10 protein-coding genes are annotated in these 12,207 nt (G+C 54.7%); 7 read left to right on the top strand and 3 right to left on the bottom strand.

Annotation, left to right across the window (positions count from 1 at the left end; genetic code table 11):
* The first annotated feature begins 1 nt into the window (after position 1).
* The 3 genes from minE (at position 2) to fghA (ending at position 2,378) form a co-directional block, all read left to right on the top strand.
* Positions 2-271, top strand: a complete 270-nt coding sequence (minE, locus tag DBR37_RS06510) for a cell division topological specificity factor MinE (RefSeq protein ID WP_012079030.1) — start codon at positions 2-4, stop codon at positions 269-271.
* 144 nt (positions 272-415) lie between these two features.
* On the top strand, positions 416-1,522 hold the full coding sequence (locus DBR37_RS06505) for an S-(hydroxymethyl)glutathione dehydrogenase/class III alcohol dehydrogenase (RefSeq protein ID WP_124573653.1): 1,107 nt from the start codon (positions 416-418) through the stop codon (positions 1,520-1,522).
* Between the two features lie 10 nt (positions 1,523-1,532).
* Positions 1,533-2,378, top strand: coding sequence for an S-formylglutathione hydrolase (gene fghA, locus DBR37_RS06500; RefSeq protein ID WP_124573652.1), 846 nt, complete (start codon positions 1,533-1,535; stop codon positions 2,376-2,378).
* Between the two features lie 103 nt (positions 2,379-2,481).
* Here fghA and DBR37_RS06495 read toward each other — a convergent pair whose 3' ends face one another.
* The 3 genes from DBR37_RS06495 to DBR37_RS06485 form a co-directional block, all read right to left on the bottom strand.
* Positions 2,482-4,203, bottom strand: a complete 1,722-nt coding sequence (locus DBR37_RS06495; protein ID WP_124573651.1) for a methyl-accepting chemotaxis protein — start codon at positions 4,201-4,203, stop codon at positions 2,482-2,484.
* Between the two features lie 506 nt (positions 4,204-4,709).
* Complete coding sequence (locus tag DBR37_RS06490; protein ID WP_124573650.1) at positions 4,710-5,423, bottom strand: rRNA pseudouridine synthase; 714 nt, start codon at positions 5,421-5,423, stop codon at positions 4,710-4,712.
* Between the two features lie 156 nt (positions 5,424-5,579).
* Positions 5,580-6,224 (bottom strand): hypothetical protein, encoded by a 645-nt coding sequence (locus DBR37_RS06485; RefSeq protein WP_124573649.1) that lies wholly within the window; start codon positions 6,222-6,224, stop codon positions 5,580-5,582.
* Between the two features lie 389 nt (positions 6,225-6,613).
* On the opposite strand from DBR37_RS06485, the gene DBR37_RS06480 reads away from it, so the two are divergent.
* From DBR37_RS06480 to DBR37_RS06465, 4 genes are all read left to right on the top strand, one after another.
* Positions 6,614-8,806: a YgiQ family radical SAM protein gene (locus tag DBR37_RS06480; protein ID WP_233588329.1), complete on the top strand. Its 2,193-nt coding sequence runs from the start codon at positions 6,614-6,616 to the stop codon at positions 8,804-8,806.
* Between the two features lie 185 nt (positions 8,807-8,991).
* Positions 8,992-10,578: a glutamate--cysteine ligase gene (gshA, locus tag DBR37_RS06475; protein WP_124574179.1), complete on the top strand. Its 1,587-nt coding sequence runs from the start codon at positions 8,992-8,994 to the stop codon at positions 10,576-10,578.
* Positions 10,579-10,869: 291 nt separating this feature from the next.
* Positions 10,870-11,193, top strand: coding sequence for a BON domain-containing protein (locus DBR37_RS06470; protein WP_124573647.1), 324 nt, complete (start codon positions 10,870-10,872; stop codon positions 11,191-11,193).
* A 324-nt stretch (positions 11,194-11,517) separates the two neighbouring features.
* Positions 11,518-12,201: an OmpA family protein gene (locus DBR37_RS06465; RefSeq protein ID WP_124573646.1), complete on the top strand. Its 684-nt coding sequence runs from the start codon at positions 11,518-11,520 to the stop codon at positions 12,199-12,201.
* The last annotated feature ends 6 nt before the right edge of the window (positions 12,202-12,207 follow it).

Raw genomic sequence — 12,207 nt, 5'->3', positions numbered from 1 at the left:
CATGGCGCTTTTGTCTTTTCTCTTCAATAGCAAGCCGAAAACTGCGAGTGCAGCCAAGGAACGCTTGCAAATCATCATCGCGCGTGAGCGCAATGGCCGTGCCGGCCCCGACTTCCTGCCTGCGCTGCATCAGGAACTGATCGCCGTGATCTCGAAGTACGTTAAGGTCAATCCTGACGACATCAAGATCTCGCTTAACAGCCAGGGCAACCTGGAAGTGCTGGACGTCAACGTTGTGTTGCCGGACGACGCAATTGAAGCAGTCAAGTAATCCGGACCTCAAAGTCTGAAACCGGATTCCGGCGACGCTGGAATCCGGTATGTTCCCAGCAGCGGCACACAAGCATCATCGCTGCCGTCAATCTGTACGCAGATGACGTATCATTTCACCTCCATTATTGAGTGAGACCCCACCATGAAAACCAAAGCTGCCGTCGCCTGGAAAGCAGGACAACCGCTGACAATCGAAGAAGTGGAACTGGGTGGTCCACGTGAAGGCGAAGTGCTGGTCGAGATCAAAGCCACCGGCATTTGCCATACCGATTACTATACCCTGTCGGGTGCCGATCCCGAAGGCATCTTCCCTGCCATTCTCGGCCATGAAGGCGCGGGCGTGGTGGTTGAAGTCGGCCCCGGCGTAAAGAGCCTGAAGAAAGACGATCACGTCATTCCGCTCTACACCCCGGAATGCCGCGAATGCAAATTCTGCCTGTCGCGCAAAACCAATCTGTGCCAGAAGATCCGCTCGACCCAGGGTCGCGGCCTGATGCCGGACGCAACCAGCCGCTTCTCCATCGACGGCAAGCCGCTGTTCCACTACATGGGCACCTCGACCTTCTCGAACTACATCGTGGTCCCGGAAATCGCTTTGGCGAAGATCCGCGAAGACGCACCTTTCGATAAAGTCTGCTACATCGGTTGCGGCGTCACCACCGGCGTAGGCGCGGTACTGTTCACCGCCAAAGTGGAAGCGGGTGCGAATGTGGTCGTGTTCGGCCTTGGCGGTATCGGCCTTAACGTGATCCAGGCCGCCAAGATGGTTGGTGCGGACAAAATTATCGGCGTAGACCTCAATCCGGCACGTGAAGCGATGGCGCGTAAATTCGGCATGACGCACTTCATCAACCCGAGCAAAGTTGAAAACGTGGTCGACGCCATCGTGCAATTGACCGACGGCGGTGCTGACTACAGCTTTGAATGCATAGGCAATGTACACACCATGCGCCAGGCGCTGGAATGCTGCCACAAGGGCTGGGGCCAGTCGATCGTGATCGGCGTGGCTGAAGCCGGTGCCGAAATCAGCACCCGTCCGTTCCAGCTGGTGACCGGCCGCGAATGGAAAGGCTCCGCTTTCGGCGGTGCACGTGGCCGTACCGACGTACCGAAAATCGTCGACTGGTACATGGAAGGCAAACTGAATATCGATGATCTGATCACGCACACGCTGCCGCTGGAACGGATCAACGAAGGTTTTGACTTGATGAAGAGCGGTGAATCGATACGCTCGGTTGTTATTTACTAATACGGGGAAGATGGTGGAACTGATCAGCCAACACGTATGCTTTGACGGCGTACAGGGATTCTATAAACAACAATCGAAAGAGACCGGCCTGCCGATGACTTTTTCGGTGTACCAGCCGCCACAGGCCAGGCACAAAAAAGTACCGGTACTGTTTTACCTGGCCGGACTGACGTGTACCGAAGAGACTTTCATGATCAAGGGCGGCGCACAGCGTTACGCCGCCGAGCACGGCATCATGCTGGTCTCGCCCGATACCAGCCCGCGCCGCACCGGCATCAAGGGTGCCAGCGACGCCTGGGATTTCGGCCATGGCGCAGGTTTTTATATCGACGCCACACAAGCACCGTGGTCGGATCATTTCCGCATGTACTCGTATGTCGTGCATGAATTGCGCAATACCATCATCAACAACTTCCCGGCGCTCGCTGACCGCATCGGCGTATTCGGTCATTCGATGGGTGGTCATGGCGCATTGACGCTGGCACTGAAGAATCCGGATATCTATAAATCGGTATCCGCATTCGCTCCTATCACTGCACCTAGCCAGTGCCCTTGGGGTGAGAAAGCCTTCTCCAACTACCTGGGCGCAGACAGAAGCACCTGGCTGGAGCATGATGCCAGCGCATTGATGCGTGCCCGCAAGACACCATTCCCGCAAGGCATCCTGATAGACCAGGGCCTGGACGATCAATTCCTGGATACCGAATTGCTGCCACATCAATTCGAATCCGCTTGCTGGGCAGCAGATCAACCGCTGACCCTGCGTCGTCATCGCGGTTACGACCACAACTACTATTTCATTTCGACCTTCATGCAGGATCACATCGCCTATCACAGCGCGATCCTGAATAAGTAATTAGTAGCGCAGGACGCACACCGCGTTTTGCAGCAACAATAAAAAAGGGAGGGACAGAAATTCTGTCCCTCCCTTTTTGTATTAGCAGTTTCCGAACGCCGGCTTAAAACTCTTCCCAGTCGTCGTTATTGCCCTGCACTGCTGCCTTGCTCGGTGCCGCTTTTCTGGTTTCGGCAACTGGTGCTGGTGCACGCGTCACTGCTGCCACTGGTGCTGGCGCACGTACTGCAGTCGATTGCACAGTGCGTGGCGCAGCCACATGCCCTGCCGTATAGCCACTACCGATCTGGAACACGCTGACAGCCTGCGCCAGATTACGCGCCTGATCCTGCAAGGATTCAGCAGCAGCGGCTGCCTCTTCCACCAGTGCGGCATTTTGCTGGGTAACCTGATCCATCTGGCCAATCGCCTGGTTCACCTGCTCGATACCATCGCTTTGTTCCTGGCTGGCTGCGGTGATTTCCGCCATGATGTCGGCCACGCGTTTAACGCCATCGACGATCTCATCCATCGTGGTACCCGCTTCGGCCACCAGCTTGCTGCCGGCATCGACTTTCTCTACCGAGTCACCGATCAGTGCCTTGATTTCCTTCGCTGCAGCAGCCGAACGTTGTGCCAGGTTACGCACCTCGGTTGCCACCACCGCAAAGCCACGGCCCTGCTCACCGGCTCGCGCTGCTTCGACTGCAGCATTCAGCGCCAGAATATTGGTCTGGAAGGCAATGCCATCGATCACGCCGATGATATCGACAATCTTCTTCGCCGAATCATTGATGGAACCCATGGTGTTGACCACTTCCGACACCACTGCACCACCCTTGACTGCAACTGCCGAAGCCGCCACTGCCAACTGATTGGCCTGACGCGAGTTATCGGCATTTTGCTTCACGGTGGAGGTCAGTTCTTCCATCGAGGAAGCGGTTTCTTCCAGTGAACTGGCTTGCTCTTCAGTACGCGACGACAAGTCCAGGTTACCGCTGGCGATTTCGCTGGAGGCGGTCGCTATCGTGTCGGTACCCATACGGATTTGCGTAACGGTTTTAGCTAGGCTGTCCTGCATGCGACGCAGGGCTTTCAGCAACAGGCCGGCTTCATCATCGCCCACCGCCATGGTGCTGCGTGCAGTCAGATCACCTTCGGCAACCGACTCCGCCATCGACAGTGCTTCCTGTAATGGATGAGTAATGCCAACTGTCAGGCGCCACGCAATCAATGCACCGAGGATCAGTGCGATCACTGCACCGATGATCAGTGTCATGCGACCCGAAGCGTAATCAGCGGTAATCGATTGATCAGCCAGTTTTACTTCGTTCTGGTAGTAGGCAAGCACGTCGCGCACGCTGTCTACATAAGCATCCAGCGCCGGGATCATCTTGCTATCGATCAGTTGCTTGGCTTCCGCCTCGTTGCCCTTATCTTTTACGGCGAAGATTGCTTTACGCAGATCTACATAGACCGCGCGCTTCTTGCCTACTTCGGCAAAGAGCTGCTTTTCTTCAGGAGTGACCAGCGAAGCTTCAACACCATTCTGGATGTCGGTGATTTGCTTGCTCTGGGCGGTAATTGCTTTTTGGAAGAATTGCTGAGTTTCAGCATCAGAACTCTTGACCAAGGCCAGGGTACGTGTGCCGTTGACGCTGGTTGCCAGCAACCAGTTTTCTGCAGCCTTTTGTTTTTGCAATGAATGGTCAACCAGATTGCGGCTGGCATCATTGATATTTTCCAGTCGCATGATGCCGGTTGCGCCCATGGCAGCCACCAGCAACAAAATCAGGCCAAAACCCAGGCCCAGCCGTACACCTATTTTCATATTCGCGAAGCGCATCGTTTCTCCTTCAATATTTTATTTTTTGTACTGCAAAAAACATTGTGTCTATTTCGTCCTCCGACTAAAAATCGATGCACGCTATACACCTGCAAAACCAAAGTAAGCCCGGCATTTTCATCATCACTCTCAACTGGCAGTGATCTGACACCATATTTGTAAGTGCAATACCGTCAACATGACATTCTGAAAATAAGTATGAAAACAAAGATAAATCTCATCTCATACGTAAGTCATTAACGGCAGTGAATGAGCAATATTGATGGTCGGGCACAAAAATAGTGCATCTTTATAAGAAAAACAAATATGTGCACATGCACAAGAAAATTCCTGCCCGGCAGCCGGCATGAAAGAAGGACTGTGAGGTGTGTGAACTTGCCGCCGCTATGGGGCATGGATAGGTACACGCGAGACTCTGCGCGTTTATAGCCCAGCTAAGCCGCTTAAAGGCTGAGCAAATCTGACAAGCTGACGAATGGGGTAAAAAAACTGGCTGGCAGCCAGGTTCAGAACCGCTCGTAGCCTTTCAGGTAGCGCCATTGCCCGACCGGCAAAGCTGCCATCGGCATGCGCGCCATGCGTATGCGCTTGAGGCCCACGAGTTTCAGACCGACTTGCTCGCACATATGGGCAATCTGGCCGCGCTGTATGCCCTTGCCGGCGAAACGCAGGCGCGTTTCGTTTTGCCAGCTCACCTTGACTGGCGCCAAAGCTTTGCGGTTCATGCTCAGGCCATGATTGAGTAACACCAGTCCGCCGACCACCAGCGCTCCGCTCACTTCTGCGATGTACTCTTGCTCTATGCTGACGGCGTCATCAACCAGCTTGCGCGTGATGTGCCAGTCCTGCGTCAAGACCAGCAATCCACTGGCCATGGTTTCCAGTTTGTCGGTAGCTTGCAGACCTGTCGTATGTTTTTTCAGAAAGCGTATGCCGGAACGATCTTCTGCATACAGGTTTTCCGGCGCAATGCATTGCAGCGCAGCATCCGCATCCATACCCGCCGGTTTGTGCAACAGGATGGTGACAGGCTCAACTGCGACCAGGGTCGCATCCGGTGCCAGCACGACCGGCTGCTGCGGTGCTACGCGATGACCCGGCTCTTCGATGACCTTGCCGTCCACGCTGACCCAGCCGCCCTCGATATACTGTTCGGCTTCACGGCGCGAACAGGCGAGTGCTTCGGCAACACGTTTGGAAAGGCGGATAGAGTCAACCATGATCATGCAATCTGAAAAAGATGTGTATTGTCAGCTTGGCGCACAGTCGCTGCAAGCCTTTTAGCGTGCAGCGTGCAGCCTGCAGATAAATAATTGAATATAAAAAGAAAACGGCTCCGTCGAGGAGCCGTTTTGTGTAGTGCAGTCTGAGCCTGATCAGGCGGCTTGCGCCTGTGTACTGTCTGCTTTAACAGAGATATCGACGGTCTCCGGTATGCCATCACTTTGCCAGCGATCAAATTCAGTCATGATGGCCTTGTGCGTTTTTTGGCTAATCTCCGGCAAGACGCCACCCAGCATTTCAGTGGCTTCCTTAAAGCCCTTTTCAACTGCAGCACGTATCGCTTCCAGCTTGGAAGGATCGCCACCGATCACGCTTTTGGCAAAATTCAGTATGCGTTCCGCTACAGCCTTGATACCGAATTCACCATCTTCCGCTATCGCGGCCTGTGCTTCTTCGATGCTCGCCGCATCCGTCGTCAGCTTTTGTTCGCCGCTGACCACCTTCGCCAGATTCAGGCCTTGCTGCTCTACCAGAGGCAGGATCAGGTTGATGATTTCCTTCACCTTGCGGTTCGACTCTTCCAGCATGGCGGCAACATCCGCCGGACGCGACTGGCTTGCACTGGCGACATTGCGCAAGTCACCATAAGTCCCGTCTTCTGCAGGCTGCGCGCCCAGGGTAACTTTGTCGCTTGCAGCAGCATCGTTTTTTTCGGCCGGACGCTGGGCCGCATCGCGTGCTGATGTGGCCGGGACAGTCGATGGTCTTTGCGTACTATTTAAAATACTAATGCTCATGTGAACTCCTTCATTCATCAGTTCATTCGTAAAAAATGATCGCATTGACAACGCCCTGCTCAAATTCGCCGCAATCGTATAAGGATTAACGGCTGAAAACAGGAAAAGCTGAGCAGCACCGCAAACAGCCGGATGTTTTATTGCCAACCAAGCAATATCAAATAAAATATCCATGTAAATCAAGGTGCTACCTGACGTTAAGCCTCGTCGCCAGACAGCAAAGCTGTCATACTGTCGCCTTCCTCGCCTGTCGTGAAATGGCGTTTGCCCGGCTACTGTAAGCTGGCCCGCTGTTTCCACCTTTGCATCTCATGAGCGCACAGCCAAAAAATCTGTTTTCCTATACCAGCCAGCGCCGCCGCGACCTCAAGCCGGCGCCTTTCCTGCCCATGTCACGTGCAGAAATGGACAAACTGGGATGGGATAGCTGCGATGTGATCCTGGTAACAGGCGATGCGTATATCGATCATCCGAGCTTCGGCATGGCGCTGGTCGGCCGTTTGCTGGAGTCGCAAGGCTTCCGTGTCGGCATCATCAGCCAGCCTGACTGGCTGTCGGCAGAACCGTTCCGTGCGCTCGGCAAACCGAATCTGTATTTCGGCATCACTGCCGGCAATATGGATTCGATGGTAAATCGCTATACATCTGATCGCAAAATCCGCTCGGATGACGCCTACACACCGCACGGTGAACCCAACAAACGCCCGGATCGCGCCGTCACGGTGTATGCGCAGCGCGCACGGGAAGCCTATCCCGGCATCAATATCGTCATCGGCAGCATCGAAGCCAGCCTGCGCCGCATCGCCCATTACGACTACTGGTCGGACAAGGTACGTCGTTCAGTACTGCCCGACTCCAAGGCCGACATCCTCATCTTCGGCAATGCCGAACGTGCGCTGGTCGATCTCACACACCGCGTCGCCGCGGGTGAGCCGATTTCATCGATACGCGATTTGCGCGGTACCGCCTTCATGGTACCGCCAGGCTGGAAACCAACGCCGGAATGGGCCGAAGCCAACTCGACCCGCGTCGATACACCGGGCAAGGTCGAACCGCATCCAGATCCGTATGAAATGAAGATGAAGGATCCGGAAGGCTGCAAAACTGAAAATGCAGCGCCGCCGGAACCTGCGGTCAAAGTCATCAAAATCATGAGCCGCGAAGAGCGCCGTGAAGCTGAACGTGAAGTGCGCAACAAAACCGTAGTACGCCTGCCCGCGTATGAAGTGGTCAAGGATGACCCGGTACTATATGCGCATGCATCACGCGTATTCCATCTTGAATCCAACCCGGGCAATGCCCGCGCCATGGTGCAGGCGCATGGTGAACGTGACGTCTGGCTGAATCCTCCGCCGCTGCCACTGGCGATGGATGAAATGGATGGCGTGTACGACATGAACTATGCACGTGCGCCGCACCCCAGCTATGGCAAGGCACGCATACCGGCATGGGAAATGATCCGCTTCTCGGTCAACATCATGCGCGGCTGCTTCGGCGGCTGCACCTTCTGCTCGATTACCGAGCATGAAGGCCGCATCATCCAGAGTCGTTCCGAACCATCCATCCTGCGCGAAATCGAATTGATACGCGACAAGGTCAAAGGCTTTACCGGCACCATCTCCGACCTCGGCGGCCCGACTGCGAATATGTATCGCCTCGCCTGCAAGGACAAACGCATTGAAGAATCCTGCCGTCGTCTGTCCTGCGTCTACCCGAGCATCTGTTCCAACCTCGGCACGGATCACAGCAAGCTGATCCAGCTGTATCGCAAGGCACGCGCGATTCCAGGCATCAAAAAAATCCTGGTCAGTTCCGGCCTGCGCTACGACCTCGCAGTGCGCTCACCTGAATACGTCAAGGAACTGGTATCGCATCACGTCGGTGGCTTGCTGAAGATCGCGCCTGAGCATTCGGAAGAAGGCCCGTTGTCGAAGATGATGAAACCAGGCATGGGGGCCTACGACAAGTTCAAGGAACTGTTTGAAAAGTATTCGAAGGAAGCAGGCAAGGAGCAATACCTGATCCCTTACTTTATCGCAGCCCATCCGGGCACCACCGATGAAGATATGCTGAACCTGGCACTGTGGCTGAAGAAAAATAATTTCCGTCTCGATCAGGTACAAACATTCATGCCGACGCCTATGGCTTTGGCGACCACCATGTACCACACGCGCAAGAATCCGTTGCGCAAGGTGAGCGAAGAATCGGAAGCGGTAGAAACTGTACGCACCGGCAAAATCCGCAAACTGCACAAAGCCTTCCTGCGCTATCACGATCCGGAAAACTGGGAAATCCTGCGCGAAGGCTTGCAACGTATGGGACGCAGCGACCTGATCGGCAGCAGTGAGCATCATCTGGTGCCGCGCCATGCCGCACCGTCACGCGCCGTCATCGCCGCTGAACACCGCCGCGAAACACCCGGTCCTAACCAGTTGGCGAAGAAATTCGGGCAAAACAAGCCGCGTCCGGGTGCCGCCGTGGTCCGTACCCCGGTCGCACGCAATGCGGGTAACCGCGGCAGCACCGCAGCACGACCTGCGCGCACGGCCACCACCAGCAGCAATCGCGGCGGCCGCAAGTAATCCGCAGATACGGCGGGCGTTAGCGCCTGCCGCTTACTCGTTTTTGCATCAGGACGAGCGCAATTAAGCACATTTTTTGCGCTCACACAAAACTTCACTGTCCCACCTCGTTTCCGATTTTCGGTTATTCTTCCGCCAAAGTTACCGCGCTTGAAATGGCGGAAGTATCGATAGGGGATCACCAATTGAGCAATTTATACACGCGCCGACTCGCTCTACTCGCAGGCGACGCGCATCGCGGCCTGCTGAATCAGGGACGCCGCGGCATAGAGCGGGAGACGCTGCGCGTAGACACGCAAGGCCAGCTCGCACTGGGGCCGCATCCACGCGCGCTAGGCTCGGCGCTGACCAATCCGCAAATCACGACTGACTATTCGGAATCACTGCTGGAATTCATTACTCCGGCCGAGCACGATGTCGCTACCGCGCTGGAAGAACTGGATCGCATCCACCGTTTTGTCTATACCAGGCTGGACCATGAATTGCTGTGGAGCCAGTCCATGCCGTGCACACTACCGGAAGAAGCCGATATACCGATCGCCTGGTACGGCACTTCGCATATCGGCATGATCAAGCATGTGTACCGCCGCGGCCTGGCACTGCGCTACGGCAAAGCGATGCAATGCATCGCCGGACTGCACTACAACTATTCGCTGTCGGAAGATCTATGGCGTGTCATCAAAAAGAATGAAGCCAGCCCGCTCGACGACAAGTCCTACCAATCCGAAAGCTATATCTCACTGATCCGCAACTTCCAGCGCTACAGCTGGTTGCTGATGTATCTGTTCGGCGCATCCCCGGCACTGTCCACACATTTCCTGCGTGGTCGCCAGCATGAGCTGGAAACCTTGTCCGACGATACGCTTTACCTGCCGTATGCAACCAGCTTGCGCATGAGCGACCTCGGTTACCAGAACAACGCGCAAGCCGGACTGATGCCGCCGTACAACGATCTGGAAAGCTATATGCGCAGCCTGTCGCGCGCAGTACGCCAGCCCTACCCGGCATATGAAGCGATAGGCACACGCCGCGATGGTGAATGGATACAACTCAACACCAATCTGCTGCAGATCGAAAACGAGTACTACGCAACCATCCGTCCAAAACGGGTAATCAATAGCGGCGAGCGTCCGGTCGAAGCATTGTGCGCACGCGGCGTACAGTACATCGAAGTACGTTGCATGGATATCGATCCGTTTGAACCGCTCGGCATCAGCCTGCCGACCTCACGCTTCCTCGACGCTTTCCTGTTGTTCTGTGCACTGGATGAAAGCCCGTTTACGGATGAAGCAAACAATCGTGAGCGCACCGAAAACTTTGCCCGTACCGTAAAAGAAGGCCGACGTCCGGGCCTGCTCCTGCAACGCGACGGCGCACCGATCAAGTTGCAAGACTGGGGCCTCGAATTACTGGCGCAGATACAGTCTGCCGCCGACCTGCTGGATGCGCAACGCGGAGATCAGCAACATACACAAGCGCTGGCAGCGCAAAAAGAAAAACTGCTGGACGCCAGCCTGACGCCATCAGCGCGTGTGCTGGCCGAACTGCAAGCGACCGATAAATCATTCGAGCAATTCGGCTTGCGTCAAAGCGTGACACACGCTGAGTACTTCCGCGCGCGTCCTTTAAATGCCGAAGAAAACGACTACTTCGATGCGCTGGCCCAAACTTCTATTGCCGAACAGGAAGAAATGGAACGCACGCAGTGCGGTGATTTCGATGCCTTCGTTGCCGCTTACAATCAAAGGACACCACAGCAACTGTGTGACTAAGGTTGGAAATGATCCGGATATCACTGATCTGATCAGACAGCCCCTGCGCTATGCGGTGCAGGGGCTTTTTTAATACCGGCAAACAAAACATAGATTCCTTGCAGCAATAAAATGGGTATACAGCTGCAAACAATTGTCATTTTGATCTTGTGTACGCTAACGTACAGACCCCCTCATTGCAGATCAGTAATCTCTTTCCATCGACGACGACAATATTGCGTCGTAACTGATACCCAACCATCTGCATCGGACCTCTGTCCCGTGTCGATAAAATCAACCGGAGAGTAAATTATGATTCTGAACAAATCCAAATCGAAATGGATGACCGCATTGTTTACCGCCGTTATGCTGACAGCTGTCGTCGGATGCGCATCAACCTCGAAAACAGAAGGCACCGGCGAATACTTTGATGACTCGTGGATCACGACCAAGGTAAAAGCGGCCATCGTGAATGAGCCGACTTTGAAAGCGACCGAAATCAACGTCGAAACATTCAAAGGAACGGTGCAACTGAGCGGCTTCGTCAAACAGGCGCAAGACATTCCGAAAGCAACCAGCGTTGCGCGTAGTGTCAAAGGCGTACAGGCTGTTAAAAACAATCTGATCGTCAAGTAAAGGCAATAAAAAAGAGGCCACGCTCGTGGCCTCTTTTTCGTCCAAACTTTTGGTCCCAAAATATACAACAACGACATTCCTGACCTGGAATAGTTCCCTCTTGAATTATTAAGCCGCGTGTCAACGTATCGTAGTGAAAAACCGTTATTGGCGCTGTATCAGCATCTCTTAAATCTCTGATGCTGCACATGGATACGCGATGCAGAACTGCACTGTCATTTGCCGCAAACTGCATTATGATGAATGTTCGGCGCTGCGGCGTGTACCTGCCCAACGAATACTCATTACGCGTTGTTAAACCATATCTTCTATAAGGGAATCATCATGCGCACATTAATGATCGGCAGCCTTGCCGCAGTATTAGCCCTCTCCGGCTGTGCAAATATGTCTGAAACCGAACGCGGTACCGCACAAGGTGCAGGTATAGGCGCCGGCGTGGGCGCACTGCTCGGCGGCATCACCGGCGGTTCACGCAACATCGCAGGAGGCGCAGCGATAGGCGGCGTGATCGGCGCGGTAGCCGGCAACGTCTGGTCCAGCCGCATGGAAAATCAAAAACGTGCAATGGAACAGGCAACCCAGGGCACCGGTGTACAAGTCAGCCAGACTGCCGACAATCGCCTGAAGCTGGAAATCCCTAGCGACATTTCATTTGCTACCGGCCGTTCCGATATCAATCCTAGCCTGCAACCTATCCTCGATCGTTTTGCTTCCGGCCTGGTAGAAAATCCGACAGCAACCGTTACCATCATCGGCCATACCGATAGCACCGGTAGCGACGCCATCAACAACCCGTTGTCCTTTGACCGTGCTGCGCGTACCCGCGATTACCTCGCCGGCCGTGGCGTCGCACCGCAACGCATTCATGTTGACGGCCGTGGCAGCCGTGAACCGATCGCCAGCAACGGTGATGCAGCAGGCCGCGCACGCAATCGCCGCGTTGAAATTTTTGTCGCTGAACCACAAGCACAAGCGCAGCCACAACATCAACCTCAGCCTCTGAGATAAGAACCG

This window comes from Herminiimonas sp. KBW02 (assembly GCF_003852535.1).
Taxonomy (GTDB): Bacteria; Pseudomonadota; Gammaproteobacteria; order Burkholderiales; family Burkholderiaceae_D; genus Oxalicibacterium.
The sequence above is the reverse complement of the archived record's forward strand: the minus strand, read 5'-3'. Positions and strand labels throughout refer to the sequence as shown.

Bases quoted from the DNA above. Each gene is read 5' to 3' on its own strand.
- minE (WP_012079030.1), top strand. From the start codon at position 2: ATGGCGCTTTTGTCTTTTCTCTTCAATAGCAAGCCGAAAACTGCGAGT.
- DBR37_RS06505 (WP_124573653.1), top strand. From the start codon at position 416: ATGAAAACCAAAGCTGCCGTCGCCTGGAAAGCAGGACAACCGCTGACA.
- fghA (WP_124573652.1), top strand. From the start codon at position 1,533: ATGGTGGAACTGATCAGCCAACACGTATGCTTTGACGGCGTACAGGGA.
- DBR37_RS06495 (WP_124573651.1), bottom strand. From the start codon at position 4,203: ATGCGCTTCGCGAATATGAAAATAGGTGTACGGCTGGGCCTGGGTTTT.
- DBR37_RS06490 (WP_124573650.1), bottom strand. From the start codon at position 5,423: ATGGTTGACTCTATCCGCCTTTCCAAACGTGTTGCCGAAGCACTCGCC.
- DBR37_RS06485 (WP_124573649.1), bottom strand. From the start codon at position 6,224: ATGAGCATTAGTATTTTAAATAGTACGCAAAGACCATCGACTGTCCCG.
- DBR37_RS06480 (WP_233588329.1), top strand. From the start codon at position 6,614: ATGTCACGTGCAGAAATGGACAAACTGGGATGGGATAGCTGCGATGTG.
- DBR37_RS06470 (WP_124573647.1), top strand. From the start codon at position 10,870: ATGATTCTGAACAAATCCAAATCGAAATGGATGACCGCATTGTTTACC.
- DBR37_RS06465 (WP_124573646.1), top strand. From the start codon at position 11,518: ATGCGCACATTAATGATCGGCAGCCTTGCCGCAGTATTAGCCCTCTCC.